Source organism: Pseudomonas sp. M1, assembly GCF_022760135.1.
GTDB lineage: Bacteria > Pseudomonadota > Gammaproteobacteria > Pseudomonadales > Pseudomonadaceae > Pseudomonas > Pseudomonas citronellolis.
Genome location: NZ_CP094343.1, coordinates 5,355,505 through 5,376,104 on the forward strand (window position 1 = coordinate 5,355,505; position 20,600 = coordinate 5,376,104).

The 20,600-nt window shown below is 68.3% G+C and carries 16 protein-coding genes and 1 pseudogene; 6 read left to right on the forward strand and 11 right to left on the reverse strand.

From position 1 onward, the window contains the following. Positions 1-23: 23 nt before the first annotated feature. Positions 24-941, reverse strand: coding sequence for a Flp pilus assembly protein CpaB (gene cpaB / locus PM1_RS23570; RefSeq protein WP_009618287.1), 918 nt, complete (start codon positions 939-941; stop codon positions 24-26). 203 nt (positions 942-1,144) lie between these two features. On the opposite strand from cpaB, the gene PM1_RS31170 reads away from it, so the two are divergent. The 3 genes from PM1_RS31170 (at position 1,145) to PM1_RS23585 (ending at position 2,815) form a co-directional block, all read left to right on the forward strand. After that, the gene (locus PM1_RS31170; RefSeq protein ID WP_009618286.1) at positions 1,145-1,333 is read left to right on the forward strand and encodes a Flp family type IVb pilin; all 189 of its coding nucleotides are present in this window, start codon (positions 1,145-1,147) and stop codon (positions 1,331-1,333) included. A 169-nt stretch (positions 1,334-1,502) separates the two neighbouring features. Beyond that, complete coding sequence (locus tag PM1_RS23580) at positions 1,503-1,961, forward strand: response regulator (RefSeq protein WP_009618285.1); 459 nt, start codon at positions 1,503-1,505, stop codon at positions 1,959-1,961. A 41-nt stretch (positions 1,962-2,002) separates the two neighbouring features. Beyond that, positions 2,003-2,815 (forward strand): response regulator, encoded by an 813-nt coding sequence (locus tag PM1_RS23585; protein WP_009618283.1) that lies wholly within the window; start codon positions 2,003-2,005, stop codon positions 2,813-2,815. An 18-nt stretch (positions 2,816-2,833) separates the two neighbouring features. On the opposite strand, the gene PM1_RS23590 is transcribed toward PM1_RS23585, so the two are convergent. The 3 genes from PM1_RS23590 to PM1_RS23600 all read right to left on the reverse strand — a co-directional run bounded on the left by PM1_RS23590 (position 2,834) and on the right by PM1_RS23600 (position 7,177). After that, a complete protein-coding gene (locus PM1_RS23590; RefSeq protein WP_009618281.1) occupies positions 2,834-3,646 on the reverse strand; it encodes a response regulator transcription factor in 813 nt (270 codons plus the stop codon). Between the two features lie 74 nt (positions 3,647-3,720). Then, positions 3,721-6,396, reverse strand: coding sequence for a hybrid sensor histidine kinase/response regulator (locus PM1_RS23595; protein ID WP_009618280.1), 2,676 nt, complete (start codon positions 6,394-6,396; stop codon positions 3,721-3,723). Beyond that, positions 6,386-7,177: a response regulator transcription factor gene (locus tag PM1_RS23600; protein WP_009618278.1), complete on the reverse strand. Its 792-nt coding sequence runs from the start codon at positions 7,175-7,177 to the stop codon at positions 6,386-6,388. The genes PM1_RS23595 and PM1_RS23600 overlap by 11 nt, the downstream gene beginning before the upstream one ends. Positions 7,178-7,463: 286 nt before the next feature. On the opposite strand from PM1_RS23600, the gene PM1_RS23605 reads away from it, so the two are divergent. After that, the gene (locus PM1_RS23605) at positions 7,464-8,738 is read left to right on the forward strand and encodes an HD-GYP domain-containing protein (protein ID WP_009618276.1); all 1,275 of its coding nucleotides are present in this window, start codon (positions 7,464-7,466) and stop codon (positions 8,736-8,738) included. Between the two features lie 32 nt (positions 8,739-8,770). Here the strand turns inward: PM1_RS23605 and PM1_RS23610 are convergent, their stop codons facing one another. The 5 genes from PM1_RS23610 to PM1_RS23630 all read right to left on the reverse strand — a co-directional run bounded on the left by PM1_RS23610 (position 8,771) and on the right by PM1_RS23630 (position 14,951). After that, complete coding sequence (locus tag PM1_RS23610; protein ID WP_009618275.1) at positions 8,771-10,699, reverse strand: methyl-accepting chemotaxis protein; 1,929 nt, start codon at positions 10,697-10,699, stop codon at positions 8,771-8,773. Positions 10,700-10,816: 117 nt separating this feature from the next. Next, complete coding sequence (locus PM1_RS23615; protein WP_009618274.1) at positions 10,817-12,385, reverse strand: FAD-binding oxidoreductase; 1,569 nt, start codon at positions 12,383-12,385, stop codon at positions 10,817-10,819. A 13-nt stretch (positions 12,386-12,398) separates the two neighbouring features. Continuing rightward, a complete protein-coding gene (locus PM1_RS23620) occupies positions 12,399-13,085 on the reverse strand; it encodes a hypothetical protein (protein ID WP_009618273.1) in 687 nt (228 codons plus the stop codon). A 10-nt stretch (positions 13,086-13,095) separates the two neighbouring features. Continuing rightward, the gene (locus PM1_RS23625; protein ID WP_009618272.1) at positions 13,096-13,431 is read right to left on the reverse strand and encodes a c-type cytochrome; all 336 of its coding nucleotides are present in this window, start codon (positions 13,429-13,431) and stop codon (positions 13,096-13,098) included. Positions 13,432-13,475: 44 nt separating this feature from the next. Further along, positions 13,476-14,951: an aldehyde dehydrogenase family protein gene (locus PM1_RS23630; RefSeq protein WP_009618271.1), complete on the reverse strand. Its 1,476-nt coding sequence runs from the start codon at positions 14,949-14,951 to the stop codon at positions 13,476-13,478. Positions 14,952-15,480: 529 nt separating this feature from the next. Here PM1_RS23630 and PM1_RS23635 point away from each other — a divergent pair. Then, complete coding sequence (locus PM1_RS23635; RefSeq protein WP_009618269.1) at positions 15,481-17,331, forward strand: sigma-54-dependent Fis family transcriptional regulator; 1,851 nt, start codon at positions 15,481-15,483, stop codon at positions 17,329-17,331. A gap of 279 nt (positions 17,332-17,610) precedes the next feature. Here PM1_RS23635 and PM1_RS23640 read toward each other — a convergent pair whose 3' ends face one another. Continuing rightward, positions 17,611-18,468, reverse strand: coding sequence for a SphA family protein (locus PM1_RS23640; RefSeq protein ID WP_134163477.1), 858 nt, complete (start codon positions 18,466-18,468; stop codon positions 17,611-17,613). Positions 18,469-18,847: 379 nt separating this feature from the next. Here PM1_RS23640 and tatA point away from each other — a divergent pair. Further along, positions 18,848-19,006, forward strand: a pseudogene (gene tatA, locus PM1_RS23645) (twin-arginine translocase TatA/TatE family subunit); the annotation flags it as partial. Positions 19,007-19,310: 304 nt separating this feature from the next. Here tatA and PM1_RS23650 read toward each other — a convergent pair. Beyond that, a complete protein-coding gene (locus tag PM1_RS23650; RefSeq protein WP_009618263.1) occupies positions 19,311-20,552 on the reverse strand; it encodes an aspartate aminotransferase family protein in 1,242 nt (413 codons plus the stop codon). Positions 20,553-20,600 lie beyond the last annotated feature (48 nt).

The window sequence follows — 20,600 nt, forward strand, 5'->3', positions numbered from 1 at the left end:
CTCTCCCTGCTTCAGGGGCTGATTCAAGGCGCCTCGTGCGCGACCGTGCCGCCGCGGTAGACCGTCACGCCCGCAGCGGCCCGCGGCCGGGCCGGGCTGCGCGGAGCCGCCGCGGCCACCGGCTGGCGGCGGCCGAGCAGTTGCTCCAGGGTGATGGACTCGGTGTTCGCGGCGGTCAGGGCGGTGTGCTGGTAGCTGCCCTGCTGCTCTTTCTCGTAGAGCTTCTCGTCCTTGCTGCGCACCGCCAGGCGCAACGAGCCGGCCTGGCTGGCCAGCATCAGCCGCGCGGTGGCATTCGCCGGCACCGCCAGCACCGCGGTGCGCGCCACCTTGCGTTCCTTGCCCTGGCCGTCGTCGGCATTGCGCTGCTGGCCGTCGCCGGCCACGGCGATCTGCTCGCCATAGGTGAGGACGCGCACGCCCGGCAGCACCAGCTGGGCGCGGACGTCGCGCTGGATGCCCTGCTGGTCGGCGACGTAGAGCACCACATCGACGTAGTCGCCCGGCAGCACGAAGCCGCCGCCGCCGACCACGTCGTCCACGGCGATGGCCATGGCCCGCTCGTCCGCGCGGATGGTCCGCGCCAGCGGGCCGCCGGGTTCGAGCACGGCGCCGGAAAGGATGCTGCCGGCCGCCACCGGCACCCACACGCGCTGGCCGAGCAAGGCCTCGACCTTGGGGTAGCTGCCCGCCGGCGCGGTCTGCAGGTATTCCAGGCGCAGGTCGTCCTTGCCCAGCAGCGCCAGCGCCGGCAGGTCGCGGGTGACCACCACCACGGGGGTGCGCTGCAGCTTGTCCGGGTCGGTGGGGAGCACGGCAGGAACGGGTTCGCTGGCGACCACCGGCGCCTCGGGCCTGCCGATGGACAACCCCAGGTAACCGACCACCACCGCCCCCAGTAACAGAAGCCCGGCAAACGCCATCAACAATTTACTTTTCATGATGATTATTTCGTTGCAGCCAGCGGAAAGCACATTCGGGAAGCAAGTATCGAAAGCAGACTCGTCGATCTCGCGAGAAGGCCGGCAAGCTACCTTGGCGCCCCGATAAATAAAACGACCAAAAGCTACTATGCCCTTCCTACTAGTTGTAAAAAGTTACTCCCCATAAAAGAATCGGAAGATATACCCGCAACGGAGGCACCATGAACTTCAAGTTGAAAATCCACAAACTCGTCTCTTCCATGAAGGCATTCGCCAAGGACAAGGAAGGGGCCACCGCGATCGAGTACGCGGTCATCGCCGGGCTGATCTCCGTGGCCATCATCGCCACCTTGAAGCTGCTAGGTCCCAAGCTGGTCTCGGTCTTCGAGAAGATCACCAACTCGCTCTGATTTCCCGCCGCGGCAATAGCACCGCCCCACTTCATATCCGCAATCGAAGTGGGGCAAATTCATGAATATCCGCGCGCGCACTGAGCAGGTTCAATCAATAAGACCTGCCCAGCGGAAATGCAAAAGGAAACAGGCGAATACCACTCTCCGCAGAACTTCGGTAAAAGCGATGCTGACCCGATCGGAACTTCCGCTGATATTGCTCGTTGACGACGACCCGGACGCACTGGCCTCGACGGCGGAGTTGTTCGAAAGTCTCTTCAATATAAAAACCGCGGGCTCCGGCCACGAAGCCCTCGGCACGCTGGAGGAAACGCCCCTGCCGGACATCGTCATCGCCGACCTGGGCATGCCGGGCATGAACGGGCATCAGTTGTGCGAAGCGATCAAGTCCGACGCGCGCACCCGCGACATCACCATCATCTTCCTCACCGGCGAGGACACCACCGAAGCCGAGCTGGAGGGCTTCGAGCTGGGCGCGGCCGACTTCATCCCCAAGCCGGTGGAGCCCCGCACCTTCGTCAGCCGGATCAGGTCGCACATGCGCAGGAAGCTGGAGCGCGACAGGCTCCAGGACCTGAGCGAATACCTCGAACTGCGCTCACGGAACCTCACGCAATCCAGCTGAACCGCCGGGGCCCGGCGCCTGCGCAACAAGGTCTGAACACAGTGGCTACGACAAGAAAAGCGAACCTGCACGGGCACCAGGCACTCATCCTCGACGACGAGCCCGACATCGTCGAAGAGGTCGTCGACCTGCTGAACTGCGCCGGCTACCCCTGCCTGGGCGCGCACACCGCGGAACAGGCCCTGGCGCTGTTCCAGGCCAACCCCGGCATCGACATGCTGATCCTCGATTTCGACCTGCAGGACAGCCAGGGCCCGCGGGTGCTGGAGCGCATGCAGGCGCTGGCCGGCAGCGAAAGGTTGTTCGAGGCCATCACCATCAGCGGGCGGGCCGGCAAGGACGAACTGATCGACGTGCTGCGCAGCGGCTTCTGCGACTTCCTCGCCAAGCCGCTGAACCCCGAGCACCTGCTGGCCGCGCTGGAGAAGCTGGCCGAAAAGCTGGAGGAACGGGCCCGCGACCGGCAGCGGGTCATCCGCGCGGAGTCGCGCCTGGACGTGCTGACCGAGAGCCTGAAGTCCCTGGCCAGCGATGCGAAGAAGGCCATCAACTACGCGAGCACTGCGTCCAGGCCCGCCAGGGGCGAGCCCTCGAAGGACGACGAGGCCCTGTTGAACACGCCGGAAGACCAGTTGGCCAACCCCTTCTTCGCCAAGCTCTCCCTGCGCCAGCTCGACGTGGTCAGGCTGATCGGCAAGGGCCTGAGCAACTACCAGATCGCCTGCAAGCTAGGCATCAGCGAGCATACGGTGAAGCTCTACGTCTCCCAGTCGCTGCGCCTCACCGGGCTGAGCAACCGCACGCAGCTGGCGCTCAAGTCATCGCCCAGGCGCAAGGCGAACCACGACCTGTAGGCGCCCGCTTATTGCGGATTACCTCAGCGCCCCCCTGGCATCCACGCCCCCCGGCGCGCCGGAGGAGGCGGCCAGCAGCATGGCCAGCTGGGTGCGGTTACTGACCCGCAGCAGCTTGAATATCTGGGTGATGTAGAGCTTCACCGTGTTCTCGGAAATGCCCAGCTCATGGGCCACCCGGTAGTTCGAATAGCCCTTGCAGATCAACTGCGCGACTTCCTGCTGGCGCTGCGTCAGGTTGAAGAACAGCGGGCTGCTGATGTCGACCTTGTCCGGGGCGGCGTGCTCGTCATCGTCCAGGTCGAAGACGTTCGGGCCGCCGTGGACGTCCATCTTGATCGCGCTGACGTCCTGGAACAGCGAGTTCAGCGACTCCGCGATATGTTCCAGCCGGCCGTTGAGGTGAAGGATCCTGCGTTGCCGGCGGATGCTCTGCAGCAGCTTGCCCTCCACCCGCTCCACCGACTCGATCAGCTCCTGCGGCGACACCGGCTTCATCAGGAAGTCCGAGGCCCCGGCGCGCATCGCCTCGACCACCTTGTCGCTTTCGCCGTACCCGGTGAGGACGATGACTTCGAAGAGGTAGTCGTCGCCCACCGCGCCTTGGATTTCCTTGATGGCGTCCAGGCCCCATTCGCTGCCCAGGTTCAGGTCGCACACCAGGATGCGCAACTTGGCGTTCTTCTTGAACAGCGCGACCGCCTCGGCGATGGAACTGCAACCGACCGAGGAGAAACCGACGCTCTCCAGCACTTCGGAAAGCTCCGATGCGACCAGCGGCTCATCGTCGATGACGAGCACCTCGAACGCCCGGCGTTGTTTGTTTTTCATTTGACTCCCCACACTCGCCCCCTAAGCCCGCAAGCCGCCAGGGCCTTTCCTTTCCAAAAATAAAACGCGGGACTTCACGGGTTGCTTCCCAGTAACCCCATCATTTCTTCCATGGAGTCCAAGTCCCCTGTTTCTGCCAGTTCTCGCAAGTACACCGCCAACTCCCCAGAGGCATCGGCGAGTGTTCGACTCCATTCGATGAGGTCGGTGATGGCGCCCGCTTCCACGAGCGCCTGAAGCTGTTGCCGCTGCCCTCGGCTCAAGGATTCCAACTGCCCGGCCAGCGCTTGCTGACGGCGGTCAGGCTTTTCGGTCACGCCGGCCAGGCCGCCGCGCAGGCGCAGCAGTTGGGCCAGGGTCACGCCCAGGTCGGCCAGGCTGATGGGCTTCACCAGGCTGGCGTCGAACGGCAGGCCGCCCGCCTGGCCGAGGGAATGCATGGTCTGCTGGGTGGCGGACATCAGCACCACCGGCAGCCCGGGCCAGCGCTCGCGCAGCGCCAGCAGGAGCTCACCGCCGTTGCAGCGCGGCATCAGGTAGTCGGTCAGGACCAGGTCCGGCCGCTGCCCGCCCGGGCCCATCAGGCGCTCCAGGCAGTCCTGCCCGTCGACGGCCGCCTCGACGCGGAAGCGACTGGCCTCGAGCAGGTCCACCAGCATGTCGCGGATGTCGGCGTTGTCCTCGACGACCCACACCAGCTGCCCCTCGCCGCGCACCGGCAGGCTCTTCATCGGCAGGTCGAACAGTTGCGGCTGGGCCATGTCCTGCTCGGTGCCGACGGCCAGGGTCAGCTCGAAGAAAACCCGGGTGCCTTCGCCGGGCGCGCTCTGCACCGTCACCCGTCCGCCCATGAGCTGGACCCAGTGCTCGACGATGGCCAGGCCGAGCCCGGCGCCTTCCACGCCGGTGGCGTCGCAGCGGAAGAACGGGGTGAAGAGCTTGGGCAGGTCCTGCTCGGGGATGCCGCAGCCGGTGTCGCTGACGCAGAAGCGCAGCTGCGCCAGGCCCGCCTGCGGCGGCTGCCCGGCGGCCTGCACCTGCAGGGCGATGCGCCCGTCGCGGGTGAACTTGGCGGCGTTGTCCAGCAGGTTGGTCAGCACCTGGCGCAGGCGCTTGGCATCCAGTTGCAGCACCGTGGGAATGTCGCCGCACAGCGTCAGGCGGAAGGCGTTGCGGTTGCGCTGGGCGAGGATGTGCGCGTCCATCGCCACCGCGTCGAGCAGGCCGTGGATGTACACCGGCTGGATGTCCAGGCGGTCGCTGGAAACGCCGCGGGCGTGGTCGATCAGGTCGTTGATCAGGGTCAGCATGTGGCCGGCGCTGCGCAGGATGACACCGGCCTTGCGGGTGCTGCGCCCGCCCTCCTCCAGCAGCAGCTGGGCGTAGCCGATGATGGAGGTCAGCGGCGAACGCAGGTCGTGGCTGACGCGCCCGAGGAAGTCGATCTTCGCCTGGTTGGCGTCCTTGGCCTTCACCAGCGCGGCCTGCAGCTCCGCGGTGCGCCGGGATACCGCCTCTTCCAGCTGCGCCTTCTGCCGGCGTTCGCTCTGCAGGCTCTCGGTTTCCAGGCGTTGCTTGCGCATCTGCTGCTGCAGGGTGAACAGGCCGATGATGCCGATGATGATGCTCAGCCTGAGCATCACCACGTCCACGCTGAACTGCCCGCTGTAGCCCAGGTTGAGCAGGTAGCGGAGGATGAACCAGAAGCTTTCCGCCCAGCTCAGCAGGAACAGCCCCGCCAGCACCTGCCGGCAGAAGTCGCCGCGCAGCCGCAGCGAGAACAGCGACAGCGGCCAGCAGGCCAGGAGGCAGAAGCTCAGCGACAGGTTCAGCGTGCGCACCAGGTTGTTCGGCAGCAGCGGCAGGGCGACGGCCAGCGCCAGGCAGGCGAACACGCCGGCCAGGTACAGGCGCCGCCATGCGCCCTGCCCGGCCAGGCCGAGCAGGCGCCGGGCGGCGACCAGGAAGCCGACCAGGGAAACCAGCCAGAAGGCGATGCGCATGCCCGGGCCGTGGATGAACTGCCCGCTGAACAGGTGGAAGGCCAGGTAGCCCTCCTTTTCCGCCTCCAGGGCGTAGGCCGCGCCCAGCCACACGGCGAGCATGGCGAAGCTCCAGTCCAGGCGCAGCAACAGCAGCACGGTCAGGGTGAGCACGCAGCCGAACAGCATCGCATGGGTCAGTTGCTCGACATTGTCCTGGGCCAGCACGGCGCCCATGTCCCACAGGTTCAGGGCCAGGCTCGGGCGGCTCTCGCTGCGCACCCGCAGCAGCAGCTCGCGGCTCTCCCCGGGGGCCAGCGCCACCGGCAGCAGGTTGCGCCGGCTGTGCAGCGAACGCTCGGCCAGGGGCACCGACAGGCCGATGCGCCAGTGCCCGTCGACGCGCCCGCCGGCCGCGTCCAGGCGGTACAGGTCGACCTCGCCGACGCGCCAGGGCGCCACTTCCAGCCAGCGCTCCCAGGCGAGGGCGTCGGGGTTTTCCAGCCGCAGGCGCAGCCAGAGCGTCGACTCCCGACGCGGCGCCGCCAGGCTGCTGGCATCGGCCGGCCGCCAGTCCGCCTGGCGCCAGGCCTGCTCGGGCGTCAGCGCCTGGCCGGGGGCCTCCTCGAACACTTGGGCGCTGCGGGTCAGGTCGATGTAGGGCGCCTGCAGGTCGCCGCGGTTGAGGAACAGCGACACGCCCATGACCAGCAGCAGCGCCAGGCTCCCCAGCAGGGCCGTGAAGGCGGCGCGCGGGTCAGGGCGCATCGCCGGGCTCCAGGTCCAGGCGCGACTGGCGGAACTGGCTGGGCGAGAGGCCATAGCGCTCGCGGAAGGCGGTGGAGAAGTTGGCCCCGCTGGTGAAACCCACCTCCAGCGCGATGGCCTGGATCGGCAGGCCGGTGCCGCTGAGCAGCACGCAGGCCTCCTTCATGCGTTCCTCGCGCAGGTACTCGAAGACCGTCACGCCCACGCACTGGCGGAAGGCCTCGTTCAGGCGCTTGCTGTTGGTGCCCACGGCCTCGGCCAGCTCCTGCAGTTCCGGGGTGTGCGACAGCGCGCGCAGCAGCACCTGGCGGGCCGACTGGAAGAGGATGCTGTCGAGGTTGCCGGCGTGGCTGGGCGGCATGGGCGAGGCTTGCCGGTCGGTGCCCCAGCGGCGCAGGTGGATGGCCAGGCGCAGGCGGATTTCTTCGAGGTTGAAGGGCTTGGTGATGTAGTCGACGGCGCCCACCAGCAGCCCCTGGACGCGCTCCTCGGGGGTGTTCGCCCCGCTCAGGAACACCACCGGGATGTCCCGCGTATGGGTGTTCGCCTGCATCATCCGGCAGCAGGTCAGGCCGTCCCACACGGGCATCAGCACGTCCATCAGCACCAGGTCCGGGTTGATCATCTGGACTTTCTTGAAGGCGTCCTGGCCGTTGCTCGCCAGGTAGATGCGGCAGCCCTGCTGCTGCAAGTATTCGGCGAGCAGGCGACGCTCGCTCTCCAGATCATCGACGACCAGGATGCGCTGCCCCTCCAGCGCATCGGGAATAAAGCTCGGCATTCCGATGAGTTCCTACACGTCAGTCCCCGCCCGACCGTTACTTTGCCATTACAGAGGGAATTTTCCGTATACGACGAAAATATTTTGCCTGCTGGCAAAGGGCCACAGCACTCCAGCAGAAGCGCTACTTCCTGGCGCCGAGATAATGGCACCGAACGAAGGAGAGGCCCCTTGGCCCGTAGGTACCCCATGCCAGCAGAGTGCGTGACTGTCTCGCCCGCCCGCCCCGGCCGGCGTTCCCCGGAGGGCTGCCGCAGCCCGGCGCCGCCGCCACGGAGCCTGCCCCATGCTTAAGCGGATTCGCACCGACCAGGTTCGCCTGGGCATGTTCATCCAGTCGCTGGAGGGCAGCTGGCTGTCCCACCCCTTCTGGAAGACCCGCTTCATGCTGGAGAACCCCGGCGACCTGCGCGCCCTGCAGAACAGCGGCGTGCAATGGCTGTGGATCGACGACGCCCGCGGCCTGGGCGTCACCGACGCCGTCGCGCCGGCGGCGCAGGGCCCCGGCGCGGCGCCCGCCGCAGGCATCGCCGAGCCGGTCGTGGCGCTGGCCAGCGAGGCGCCGCCGGCCATCTATCCGAACGAGTTCTTCGAAGCCGCGCGCATTCTCGAACGCTCCAAGCTGACGCTGATGGAGCTGTTCCGCGAGGCGCGCATGGGCCGGGCGATCGACCTGGACCTGTGCCTGCCGCTGGTGGAGGACATCTGCGCCTCGCTGGCCCGCGACGCCTCGGCGCTGATCAGCCTGGCGCGGCTGAAGAACAAGGACGAATACACCTACATGCACTCGGTGACGGTGTGCGCGCTGATGGTCGCCCTGGCCCGCCAGCTCGGCCTGGACGTCGAGGCCCAGCGCGAGGCCGGGCTGGCCGGGATGCTCCACGACATCGGCAAGATGGCCATGCCGCCAGCGATCCTCAACAAGCCCGGCAAGCTCGACGAGGCCGAACTCGCCATCATGCGCACCCACCCCGAACGCGGCCACGAGATGCTGCGCCAGCACACCCGGCTGTCGCCCCAGGTGCTGGACGTCTGCCTGCACCACCACGAGCGCTACGACGGCACCGGCTACCCGCACCGCCTGGCCGGCAACCAGATCAGCCTGCTGGCGCGCATGGCGGCGATCTGCGACGTCTACGACGCCATCACCTCGGACCGCCCGTACAAGTGCGCCTGGGAAGCCGCCGGCTCCCTGGCGCGCATGGCCAGCTGGGAGGGGCATTTCGACCCGCAGCTGTTCCAGGCCTTCGTCAAGACCATCGGCATCTACCCCATCGGCAGCCTGGTGCGCCTGGAGTCCGGGCACCTCGGGGTGGTGGTCCAGCAGAACCCGGAGAACCTGACGCGCCCGCAGGTGCAGGTGTTCTTCTGCTCCCACCGGCGCCAGGCCATCGCCAAGGAACTGCGCGACCTGGCCGACGTGCGCATCTACGACCGCATCGTCCAGCGCGAGGACCCGCTGCGCTGGGGCTTCAGGAACCTGGAGCGGCTCTGGCTGCCCGACGGCCTGGTGCCGCCCGGGATGGTCCCCAGCCGGGGCCACGACGACGGGCACGACTGAGGGCGTGCCCAGGCCCCGGCGGCGTTCGGGGCTCAGACGTGGAAGCGGCCGACCAGCGCCTGCAGCTCGCCGCCCAGCCGCGCCAGCTCCACGCTGGAAGCGGCGACCTGCTCGCTGGCCGCGGCGGTCTGCTCGGAAACGTCGCGCACGCTGACCACGCTGCGGCTGATCTCCTCGGCCACCGCGCTTTGTTCCTCGGCGGCGGTGGCTATCTGCTGGTTCATCGCCTGGATGCTGGACACCGTGCGGGTGATGCTGCCCAGCGACTCGCCGGCCTGGCGGCTGAGGGCCACGCTGCTGGCGGTCAGCTCGCGGCTGCCGAGCATGGCGCTGGAGACCTGGCGGGTGCCGTTCTGCAGGCCGGCGACCAGGGCTTCGATCTCCTCGGTGGACTGCCGGGTGCGCAAGGCCAGGCCGCGCACCTCGTCGGCCACCACGGCGAAGCCGCGGCCGGCTTCCCCCGCGCGGGCCGCCTCGATGGCGGCGTTGAGCGCCAGCAGGTTGGTCTGTTCGGCCACCGACTTGATCACGTCCATCACCTTGCCGATCTTCTCGCTCTCCTGCTCCAGGCGCTGCATGGCATCGGCCGAGCGCTCCACCTCCCGGGCCAGGCGCTCGATGCGCTCCACCGCCTGGTTCACCACGCGGTCGCCGTCGCGGGCCTCGCGGTCGGCGGCGGACGCGGCCTGGGAGGCCTGCTCGGCGTTGCGCGCCACTTCCTGCACGGTGGCGGACATCTCGTGCATGGCGGTGGCCACCTGGTCGGTCTCGACCTTCTGGCTGTTGGCGCCGGCGCTGGTCTGTTCGGTGACCGCCGAAAGCTGCTCGGCGGCGCTGGCGATCTGCGTCACGCCATCGCGGATGCCGCCGATCAGGTCGCGCAGGTTCCAGCTCATGCGCTGCATGCTCTGCTGCAGGCTGCCCAGCTCGTCGCGACGGCGGACCTGGATGTTCTGCGACAGGTCGCCCGAGGCGATGCGCTCGACCACCTGCAGGGTGTCGTGCAACGGCCGGGTGATGCGGCGGGTGATGAACCAGGCGGCCAGGGCGCTGGCCAGTATCGCCAGCAGGGCCACGCAGGCCTGGGCCATGCGGCTGAAGGCCGCCACCTCGTCGCGCAGTTCGATCTGCTGGCGGGTCAGCTCTTGGGTGATCTCGCGGGTCTGCTCGGCGACCTTGACCAGCACCTGGCGGGCCTGTTCCACCGTGGCGGTGGCGGCCCGGTAGGCCTCGATGCACTTGGCGTAGCTCTGCTGGTCCGCCGCCACCGCCAACAGCTCGGCGGGGGGCTGTGCGCCGAAGACCTTGGCCTGGCGCGGGAAGTTCTCCATGGCCAGGCGCATCTGTTCGTTCAGCAGCCGCTCGGATTCCGACCCGGGGTGGGCCACGTAGCCCGCCGCGCGGTAGCGGACCAGCAGCAGGTCCTGCATCAGCTGAGTGCCGGCCTGGTAGTAGGCGAAGCGGCGTTCGTCGTGTTCGTCCAGGCCCGCCGCCAGCGCTTGCAGGGCGCTGAGCGCCGCGAAGGCCCGCTCGGCGCGCTCGGCCATCTCGTCGCGAACGGCGCTGGCCGCATGGTTGGCGGCCTGCAGCTTGCCAAGGGCCTGGCGGTAGTCGCCGACCAGTTCGCCCTGTTGCTGCTCCAGGGCGAGCAGGTCCGCGCGGGCGAACAGCTTGCGCGCCCGCATCGCCGCCTGCTGGCGCTCGAAGTCATCCAGCGCCACGCCCAGGCGCTGCTCGCTGGCCGCCTTGGCGCCGTCCAGCAAATAGTCCTGCAACGACAGGCGCAGTTCCGCCAGCGCTTCGTTGAGCGCGCCGTAGACCTCCTGGGCCCGGCTGCGCTGCAGCAGGCTCTCGCGGCTGATCCAGTCGCCCACCGCGAGCAGCGCGGTGAGGCACAGGACCAGGCCGAAGCCCAGCCCCAGCTTGTAGGTGACGCCGAGGTTGTCAAACCAGTTGCGCATGGCGCGAGTCGCTCCCGTTCCGGGGCCCCCGGCACCCGGCGTGCGCGGAACGGGCCAGTGGATCCAGCTGTGCGAAACGGCCCCGCCGGCGATTGCCGGCGGGGCCCGTTGCGGTTGCTAGAAGTTGTTGGCGAGGTCGATGCCGGACTTGCCCGGCGAGAGGATGTTGTTCGGGTCCAGGGCGCGCTTGATGGCGTGCTCCACCCGGCGCTTGACCGGGCCGTAGATCTGCGCCACGCGGTCCTGGAAGGCGGTGTTCACGCGGTACACCGCGTAGCCCTCCTTGGCGAACTCGTCCAGCAGCTCGGCGAAGCAGTCGTGGGCGCGCTGGGTCTCCTCCGGGTCGGTGCGGTCGTAGAGCACGTCGATCACGTGGTGCATGTCGCGCCAGCCGACGATGAACTCGCCGGTGTAGTCCAGACCGTGCTTGTTGAGGATGCGCTTGGCCAGCACCTTCTGCTTGTCGCACTCGCTGCCGCGCGCCTGGCTGACCGGGGCGAACCACATCGAGCCACCGCCGCCGCGCCAGTTGTACAGGCCGAATTCCTGCAGGTTGGGCACGCCGCTCATCAGCTCGGCGCGGTACTTGAACGGCTGGGTGTCGCCGGCCTGCTCCTGGGTGACGATGCGGCCCTTGCCGGACTTCTTCACGGTCTCGGTGACGATCTTCCAGTTCACCTCCACCTGCTCGGCGGTGCCGTACAGCGCCGCGTAGACGTTCCACTGGCCCAGGCCCTTGTCCTTGACGATCTGCTGGACCACGGAATCCGGTGTCGCGCCCTTCTCCTTGATGTAGTCCGAGCGGCGCACGCTGATGCCGCCGGCCTCCCACAGCGCGTTGGCGATCACCACCGCGTTGGGGATGATCTGGGCGATGCGCAGCGGGCGGATCATCTCGACGATGTCGGCGATGTCCGCCTCGTCGTCGTAGACGATGCTGAAGGGCTTGAACACCGGCGGCTTGGGCATCAGCCAGAAGCCCATCTTGGTGCAGATGCCGTAGTTGGCCTGGGTGAACATGCCGTCCAGGGTCGGGCCGTAGCCCCACTTGAACACCTGCCAGGCCTTGTCGCCGGGCACCCCGCCCATGCCGGTGCGGTAGACGTCGCCGTTGGCCAGCACCACTTCCATGCCGCACTGCATGAGGAAGTGCTCGCCGTAGGGGGTGTAGCCCACGCCGCGGTCCATGGTGTTGCCCACCGGGCCGGCGATGGCCGAGGGCGCGGAGAACGACAGCATCAGCGGCAGGTTATTTTCCTGCAGGTAGTCGTAGAGCTGGCCGTAGGTGACGCCGGGCTCGACCAGGGCGGTGCACAGCTCCGGGTCGACGTGGATGATCTTGTTCATCTTCTTCAGGTCGAGGATGACCTGGCCGCGTTGCGCCGGGGCCGCCGAGCCGTAGCCGAAGTTGCGGCCGGTGGAGATGGTCCACAGCGGGATCTTGAACTCGTTGCAGATCTTCACCACGCCCTGCACCTGCTCGAGGCTGGTGGCGGTGACGGCGGCGGAGGGCGCGTGCTCGGCGTTGTCCACCGGCATCATGATCTTGCCGTAGGGGATCAGCTGGTCGTCCTTGGCCAGGACGTTCTCCTCGCCCAGCAGCTTGCGGAACTTGGCCAGCGCCTGCTGGAAGTGGCTGGCGTCGACGCCGCGCGGGAGCACGGCCTTGTTGGTTGCGTCAGTCATGGGAGGTGCTCCTTCAAGCCTGGATCGAGAACGAAACGAAATGCCCGGCCAGCGGGCTCGGGCGGCCGGCCACCAGCGGCGCGGGCGCCGGCGGCTGCGCGCCGAGCGAGGCCAGGCCGTAGCCTAGGGTGGCGGCCCATTGCTCGGCATTGCCGGCGCTGCGGCCGGCGGCGCCCAGGCGCAGGGGCTGGCGGCTGCCCAGCGGGCACTGCTCGCGCAGGTCGAAGCCGGCGCCGCAGGCGTCCAGCTGCAGGCCCAGTTGCAGGGCGTGGCCGTGGGCGGCGTCCGCGGTGATCAGCCGGTGCCGCGAGGCGCGCGCATCGGCACTGTGCTCACCGAGCCACTGCACGCGGGCGCCGGCGCTGCGCGCCAGGTCGACCACCAGCGCGGCGCTGGCGTCGTCCAGCAGGCCGACGATGCGCTGCGGCCGTCCGGCCTCCAGGCGCCGTTGCAGTTCACGGACGAAAGCCAGGCTGGCATCGCTGCGCAGCAGCTCGGCCCGGGCCGCGGCCGGGTTGGCGGCCAGGCCCTGAAGGAAGGCCGAGCCGGCCACCACCGGGCTGATCAGCACCAGCGTCGGCTGTGCCACGGCGCTGCCGGCGACGCCACGCGCCAGGGCCAGGCCGGAGCCGCCCATGGCGATGCCCGCCAGCCCGCCCAGGGCCATGCCCTTGAGCAGGGAACGACGTTCGAGATTCATGGCGCGCTCCTCAGGGCTTGGCCGCCGGCGCGGGCGCCTGCGAGATGTAGTCGGCGACCTGTTGCAGCGCCTTGTCGTCGATGAAGGAGGCGGGCCAGGCCGGCATCGCCCGCAGGCCGTTGCGCGCCACCGCGACTATGTAGGGCGACGGCAGCTGGCGCCCCTTCAGCTCCGGCCCGATGCCGGTCTCGTGGCAGCGGCCGCAGACTTTCTCGTAGACGTTGGCGCCGCCTTTCCACACGCCGTCGCCGTCGGCGAAGGCGCTACCGGCCAGCACGAGCAAGGGCACGCAAAGGCAAGCAGCGAAGGTCCGTTTCACAGCCGGGCTGTCGAAGGATAAGGACATTTCGTACTCCATCTTGTTATTGGATTGGTGGGGCCGGCGGCCGCTCAGAAGGGATAGGGCCGCGGCGAGTGCTGCAGGGTGATCCAGTGGTCGGTGGTGAATTCCTCGATCGCCCAGTCGCCGTTGAAGCGGCCCAGGCCGGAGTTCTTCTCGCCGCCGAAGGGGGCGTTGGGTTCGTCGTTGACCGGCATGTCGTTGACGTGGGTCATGCCCGCGTGGATGCGCTGGGCGAACTGCACGCCGCGCTCCAGGCTCGACGTGAACACCGCGCTGGACAGGCCGTATTCGCTGCCGTTGGCCAGCTCCAGCGCATGCTCGGCGTCGCGCGCGGCCTGGATGCCCACCAGCGGGCCGAAGATTTCCTCGCGGGCGATCTCCATGCCGGCGTGCACGTCGCCGAACACGTGGGGCGGCATGACGTTGCCCTGGGGCTCGCCGCCGACCAGCAGGCGCGCGCCCTCGTCCAGGGCCTTGGCGACCTTCTCGCGCAGGCCTTGCAGCTGGCGGTCGTTGATCACCGGGCCGACCACGGTTTCCGGCTTGCGCGGGTCGCCGTAGGGCAGCGCCTGGACGCGCTCGACGAAGCGCCGGGTGAAGGCTTCCAGCGCCGGCTGCTCGACGATGATGCGGTTGATCGCCATGCAGATCTGCCCCTGGTGGAGGAACTTGCCCACCACCGCGGCGTTCACCGCCTGCTCGATGTCGGCGTCGGCCAGGACCACGAAGGGGCTGTTGCCGCCCAGCTCCAGGGCCACGTGCTTGAGGTGCGCGCCGCCGCTGGCGATGCGGCCGATGTTGCGCCCGACCTGGGTCGAGCCGGTGAAGGAGATGAAGGCCGGCACCGGGTGCTCGACGAAGGCGTCGCCGATCTCGCTGCCGGCGCCGACCACCACGCTGAGCACGCCGGCCGGCAGCCCGGCCTCCTCGAACACGCGCGCCAGCAGCAGGCCGCCGGACACCGGGGTGTCGCTGGCCGGCTTGACCACCACCGCGTTGCCCAGGGCCAGGGCCGGGGCCAGCGAACGCTGGGTGAGGTGCAGCGGGAAGTTCCACGGGCTGATCACCCCGACCACCCCGAGCGGCACGCGGTACACGCGGCTTTCCTTGCCCTGCACGTTGGAGGCGACGATGCGCCCGTGCACGCGGTTCGGCAGGCTGGCCGCCTCCAGGGTGATGGCGCGCGCCGCGCCCCATTCGATCTGTGCCTTGAGCAGGGTGCTGCCGGATTCGCGGACCAGCCAGTCGATGATCTCCTCGCGGCGCGCATCGAGGATGCGCACCGCTTCGAGCATCACCCGGGCGCGCTCGGCGGGCGCGCTGGCGGCCCAGGCCACCTGGGCCTCGGCGGCCTTGGCATAGGCGGCGTCGAGGTCGGCGCGGTCGGCCAGGGCCAGGCGCAGCAGGCTCTGCCCGGTGTAGGGGTCGACGACTTCCATGTGCCGGCCGCTGCTCCCGGCGCGCCAGGCGCCGGCGATCGGCTGCAGGTCGAGGTTCTGGTAGGGCTGGGGTCTGGTGCTCATCGTTGCTGGTGCCTCTTGTCTGGACGAGGGACGGCCGCCGCCGGCCTGGGCGAAGGCCACGGAAACAGGGAAACGGGCTGGGCGAAGGTCAGTCGCCGGGGCGGGCCGGGCGGCGCCGGGCAAGGGCGGGATGGGCTAGCGCACGGGCATGGCGGAAAGCGCGGAAGATGTTCATGTCGAAATCACCGGTTTCTTGTTATGGATTTTTCAGTTGCAAGTGTTTCGGCATTAACAACTATCGTGCCAGCTGCGCTTTTTATAAAAATATCCTTTAAAAACAAATAGTTGTTATTTTATCGGAGGATTTCTGCGGCGCCTTTCGCGCTGGCGGCGCGGCGGCCGCGGAATTTTGTGCAGAGAAAATCGCGGCGCTGGAGAAAGCTCGACGGACGCGGCCAAAAACGGGATTTCGTGCGGTTATCGTACGTTTTGCGCTCGCCGCCCCTCCCCCTCAGACTGGAATCCGATTGACCGCCGTGGCCGGGCCGGCATACTCCCCAGACCAGCCTGCGTCTTCTTGAACTGCCTTATGACTATTACAAATCCGGGCAAGCACGGGCGCGCGGTGGACGAAGAGTTCTTCCGGCACATGCTCAGCCGGCAGAAACGCCTGATCGTCGACCGCGCCTGCCAATTCGATCCACGGGGCCTGCCTTCTGCCGAGCAACTGGCCGAGACCGTGGCCTTCTCTCCCCAGGATGGCAGCATCTGGCTGTGCGGCCAGCGCATGATGCTGCTGCAGGGCTCCGCCTTCGGCGCCATCCGCCGCGAACTGATCGAGGCCCAGGGGCTGGACAAGGCCCGCGGCCTGCTCACCCGCATCGGCTGGCAGGCCGGCGCGCGCGACGCGGCGCAGGTCAGCGAGCAGTGGCCCGAGGGCGACCACGCCAGCCTGTACAGCGCCGGGCCGCGCCTGCACATGCTCGAAGGGATGGTCAACGTCGAGCCGATCAACTTCGAGATCGACACCAGCATCGGCCACTTCTACTCCGAGTTCTTCTGGCACAACTCGCTGGAGGCCGACGAGCACATCGCCACCTACGGCCTGGGCAGCGAGCCCTCGTGCTGGATGGGCATCGGCTACGCCAGCGGCTATGCCTCGTCGCTGCTCGGGCGCCTGGTGGTGTTCCGCGAGGTGGAGTGCCGCGCCATGGGCCACCACGCCTGCCGCATCATCGGCAAGCCGGCGGAGGAATGGGACGACATCGACGCCGACCTGGCCCACCTGGACGCCAGCGACTTCCTCGGCCGCAGCACCTACGGCAGCAGCCAGGCGACCACGGTCGCCACGCTGCCCAGCCCCGACGATGACCAGCCGATGGTCGGCATCTCCGCCGCCTTCATGGCCGCCAGCCAACTGCTGCAGCGGGTGGCGCCGACCCAGGCGACGGTGCTGCTGACCGGGGAATCCGGCGTGGGCAAGGAACTCTTCGCCCGCACCCTGCACCAGGCCAGCAAGCGCAGCCAGGGGCCGCTGGTGGCGCTGAACTGCGCGACCCTGCCGGAGAACCTGGTGGAGGCCGAGCTGTTCGGCGTCGAGCGCGGGGCCTTCACCGGCGCGGAGCGCTCGCGGCCCGGGCGCTTCGAAAGGGCCAACGGCGGCACCCTGTTCCTCGACGAGATCGCCACCCTCAGCCTGGCCGCGCAGAGCAAGATCCTGCGCGTGCTGCAGGAAGGCGAGCTGGAGCGGGTCGGCGGCACCACGGCGATCCGCGTGGACGTGCGGGTGGTCGCGGCCACCAACCTCGACCTGCGCCGCGAGGTGGAGGCCGGGCGCTTCCGCGAGGACCTGTTCTACCGCCTGAACGTCTTCCCCATCCACCTGCCGCCGCTGCGCGAGCGCCGGGAAGACATCCCGCTGCTGATGAGCTACTTCCTGCGCAAGTTCAGCCTGCGCCACGGCCGGCAACTGGCGGGCTTCAGCACGCGCCTGGTCAACGCGCTGCTGACCTACCGCTTCCCGGGCAACATCCGCGAGCTGCAGAACCTCATCGAACGCGGCGTCATCGCCGCCGCCGATGGCGAGGTGATGGACGTCATCCACCTGGCCGAAGGCGGCGCCGCGCCGATAGCCGCGCCCATAGGGCTGACGGCGGAAGGCCGGCTGTCCCGCCCCCTCGCCGAAACCGCCAGCGAACCGCCCGCGCAGGCGCCAGCGACGCCCGAGGCAGCGCCCGGCAAGGCCGTGGAAGAACCCGAACTGGCCAGCCTGCTCGCCTTCGTCTCCGGCCGCAACCCGACCCTCGGCATCTCCCTGGAAGACGTGGAAAGACGCCTGGTGCAAGTGGCGATGGAACGCACCGGCGGCAACATCACCGCCGCCGCGCAGATGCTCGGCATGAGCCGCGCCCAGGTCAGCTACCGGTTGAAGGGGCGCTGAGGCCGCAACTGTCTTGCGAACTGTGCCGAGGCGCTTTTCGTAGGATGGGTTGAGCTTGCGAAACCCATCGGGCCATGGTGATGGGTATCGCTTCGCTCAACCCATCCTACGGGGCGTCATGTTTACCGTAGGAGACCTTGTCCGCGATTCGCGCGCAGGGCGCGCTCCTACAGGGGAATGGCGTAGGCGGGGCAGCGTAGGCGGATCTCATCCGCGAATCGCGCCGGTGGTTCCGGCTATCGCGGAGAAGCTCCGCTCCTACGAAGAACCCCTACCCTCTCAAAGCGGCGTGGTGAACTTGAACCAGAAGGTCTGCCCATCCGGGCGGTTGCGCACGCCCGTATCGTCCTGCCACTTGGCGCTGAAGAACCAGCCGTCCTTGCTCGCGTACTGCACCGCCGGGCCGATGGAGAAGGTCCGGCCGCGGGAATCCTCGACGGTATGGCCATCGAGCTTGTCGTCGCTGATCTGCTGGTAGGCGTGGCCGCCGACGCCGAGCACCCAGCCGTTGCCCATGCCCCAGCCGAGGGTGTAGTCAGCGTGCAGTTCACGGCCGGACTGGTAGTCGGTGGCGCGGTTCTCGAAGTTGTAGTCGTGCATCAGGCGGATGTCGGCGTTGGGCCCCGCCGGGTCCACGTAGGTCATCGCCAGCACCGCCTGCACTGTGTAGTAGTGGGTGCCCAGGTTGATGATGTCGTCCTTGTCGTAGCTGCCGGTGGGCAGCACGAAGTCGACGCCGGTGGCCACGTGGAACTTCTCGCTCGGGTGGAAGCCGATCACCGGCCCCAGGTGGGCGTCGCCGATGCCGCGCTTGTGGTCGTGGGGGCCATTCTTGATGTTCAGGCGCATGTCGGTGAGCGGCAGCAGGGCGTGGAAGCCGAGGTCGCCGCCCAGCACCTTCTGCTCGGTCACCCAGACGAAACGCGGCACCAGGGTGGAAACGCGCAGGTCGATGTCGGCGGCCTTGTGGCCACCGTTGTCGCGCAACGTATCGGCCAGGTAGTTGCCCGCGAACAGCTGGGCGTAGGTGCCAGGCGGTGGAAGGATGCCCATCCCGTAGATCTCGATGCCCATGGGCCAGGAGGAGGTGCCGCCCTCCGTGGCGAGGGCCGAGGTGGCGGCGCCGGCCAGGAGCATGGCGCAGGCGAGGCGGGATACGCGAAGGCGAACGGATTGATCGAACATGGGAGTGCCGGCCTTTTGTTGTTATCGGATTGGCGCGCGGCCACTTGCGTGCCGCGCCGGCGACCCCCAATCAATTACCATGCCACGATTTAAATACTTAAAAATCAATTAGTTATAAATATTCAGCGGACAAGCCAAGCGAATACTCTTAAGAAAATTCCACTCTTCGCGGAAAAGTCTCCAGCCCTGCCCTCCCGCCGTAGATCGGCCACCTGAGCGATCCATGAAAAGTCCAGGTTATCTGTTGGATAGTGACTTCTGCAGCAGAATCCACCCACCAAAAATGCAGGCGCCAATAACAACAACCGAACCGCGACCTGGAGACATGGTGATGGGCATATTCGACTGGAAACACTGGCTGGTCCTGCTGCTGGTGGCGCTGCTGGTATTCGGCAGCAAGCGGGTGAAACACCTGGGCAGCGACCTCGGCGAAGCCATCAAGGGCTTCCGCCGCTCGGTCAACACCGACAACGAGCCGGCGGCGGCGCAGAAGCTGGCCGGGGAAGAAGCCATCGCCGAGCCCCGGCGACTGCAGGAAAGCGCCCGCCAGCAAGCCTGAAAGCCCACAACCTGTAGCGGGCCCTGCCCGCGAAATCGCGCGCAGGGCACGCTCCTACAGGGGAATGGCGCAGGTGGGGCAGCGTAGGAGCGGATCTTATCCGCGAAGCGCGCCGATACATCCGGCTATCGCGGAGAAGCTTCGCTCCTACGTTGCAGGCGAGCACGGCTTTTCGTAGGAGCGAGCTTGCTCGCGAACCGCATGGCGCCGCGCTTGTTCGCGAGCAAGCTCGCTCCTACAAGAGCACCTCGGCCAAGCGCCCCACCGCCTGCTCGAACGCCGCCTTCATCTCCTCCACCACCGCATCGGTATGGGCGAAGGACAGGTACAGCCGGCCATAGGGCGACGGCATCAGCAACAGGCCCGCGCGGCGCAGTTCCAGGTGCAGCGCCTTGCTGAAGCCGGGGTTGGCGATGCGCGCGGCTTCGTCGAAGTCCCGCGGCGCCTGCTCTGCCGGCCAGAGGCCGAAGACGTTGCCGTAGCCGCTGGTGGCCAGGGGCATGCCGCGTTCGCGGAACAGCCGCTCGAGCCAGCTGCGAAGCGCCTCGCCACGCGCCATCAGCGCGGCATAGTCGGCGTCTTCGAGCTGCGCCAGCGTCGCCTGCACCGCCGCGCAGGCCATGGGGTTGCCGCTGAAGGTGCCGCCGCGCAGCACCCGGCCTTCCTCGAAACCGGCCAGGATGTGCGCCTTGCCCAGCACCGCCGAGACCGGCACGCCATTGCCGATGGCCTTGCCGACGCTGGCCAGGTCCGGGTCCAGCCCCTCGTACAGGCTGCTCAGCCCGGCGTGACGGCGAAAGCCCATCAGCACCTCGTCGCTGATCACCAGCGCGCCATGGGCGTGGGCCACGCGCTGCACGTGCGCCAGGTAGCCGGGCGCGGCCATGATGCAGCCGGCATTGGCCAGCATGGGTTCGAGCAGCACGGCGGCGATGTCGCTGTGCTCGGCGAACAGCCGCTCGACGTCGTCGAAGTCGTTGTAGCGCAGCAGCGTCAGGCGCTCGCTCGCCGGGCGCTCGCCAGGGGCGAAAGTGGCTTCGGCGGAACCGACGTTGCCCAGGGTCACCTCGTCGAACCAGCCGTCGAAGCCGGCGGCCATCTTGGCGATGCGCGGCCGGCCGGTGTAGGCGCGCGCCGCGCGGCAGGCCAGGTGCACCGCCTCGCTGCCGGAGTTGGTGAAGATCACCTTGTCGAGCGCGCCGCCGTGGCGCGCCAGGCAGTCGGCGGCGGCATGCTCGCGCACGTGGGCCCAGGACGGCGCGGCGGCATCCTGCAGGGCGGCGCCCACCGCCTCGATCACCGCCGGCTCGGAATGGCCGAGCAGCACCGCGCCGAAGCCCAGCGCGGTATCGATGTAGCGCCGCCCCTGGGCATCCCAGAGGTAGGCTCCCCTGCCCCGCTGGATGAACAGCTTCTCGCCGTCCAGGTCGGGAAGAATGCGCGCGGCGCTGGATACGTCACCCACCAGATGGGCCATGGTCTACTCCTGCATCGCGCCCGCCATGCGGGCGCCTCGTGAAAGGGT

What these genes read in the sequence shown, in the direction of transcription:
- PM1_RS23595 (WP_009618280.1), bottom strand. Translation starts at nt 6,396, where the DNA reads ATGCGCCCTGACCCGCGCGCCGCCTTCACGGCCCTGCTGGGGAGCCTG.
- PM1_RS23625 (WP_009618272.1), bottom strand. Translation starts at nt 13,431, where the DNA reads ATGTCCTTATCCTTCGACAGCCCGGCTGTGAAACGGACCTTCGCTGCT.
- PM1_RS23620 (WP_009618273.1), bottom strand. Translation starts at nt 13,085, where the DNA reads ATGAATCTCGAACGTCGTTCCCTGCTCAAGGGCATGGCCCTGGGCGGG.
- PM1_RS23635 (WP_009618269.1), top strand. Translation starts at nt 15,481, where the DNA reads ATGACTATTACAAATCCGGGCAAGCACGGGCGCGCGGTGGACGAAGAG.
- PM1_RS23610 (WP_009618275.1), bottom strand. Translation starts at nt 10,699, where the DNA reads ATGCGCAACTGGTTTGACAACCTCGGCGTCACCTACAAGCTGGGGCTG.
- PM1_RS23590 (WP_009618281.1), bottom strand. Translation starts at nt 3,646, where the DNA reads ATGAAAAACAAACAACGCCGGGCGTTCGAGGTGCTCGTCATCGACGAT.
- cpaB (WP_009618287.1), bottom strand. Translation starts at nt 941, where the DNA reads ATGAAAAGTAAATTGTTGATGGCGTTTGCCGGGCTTCTGTTACTGGGG.
- PM1_RS23580 (WP_009618285.1), top strand. Translation starts at nt 1,503, where the DNA reads ATGCTGACCCGATCGGAACTTCCGCTGATATTGCTCGTTGACGACGAC.
- PM1_RS23600 (WP_009618278.1), bottom strand. Translation starts at nt 7,177, where the DNA reads ATGCCGAGCTTTATTCCCGATGCGCTGGAGGGGCAGCGCATCCTGGTC.
- PM1_RS23615 (WP_009618274.1), bottom strand. Translation starts at nt 12,385, where the DNA reads ATGACTGACGCAACCAACAAGGCCGTGCTCCCGCGCGGCGTCGACGCC.
- PM1_RS23630 (WP_009618271.1), bottom strand. Translation starts at nt 14,951, where the DNA reads ATGAGCACCAGACCCCAGCCCTACCAGAACCTCGACCTGCAGCCGATC.
- PM1_RS23605 (WP_009618276.1), top strand. Translation starts at nt 7,464, where the DNA reads ATGCTTAAGCGGATTCGCACCGACCAGGTTCGCCTGGGCATGTTCATC.
- PM1_RS23640 (WP_134163477.1), bottom strand. Translation starts at nt 18,468, where the DNA reads ATGCTCCTGGCCGGCGCCGCCACCTCGGCCCTCGCCACGGAGGGCGGC.
- PM1_RS31170 (WP_009618286.1), top strand. Translation starts at nt 1,145, where the DNA reads ATGAACTTCAAGTTGAAAATCCACAAACTCGTCTCTTCCATGAAGGCA.
- PM1_RS23650 (WP_009618263.1), bottom strand. Translation starts at nt 20,552, where the DNA reads ATGGCCCATCTGGTGGGTGACGTATCCAGCGCCGCGCGCATTCTTCCC.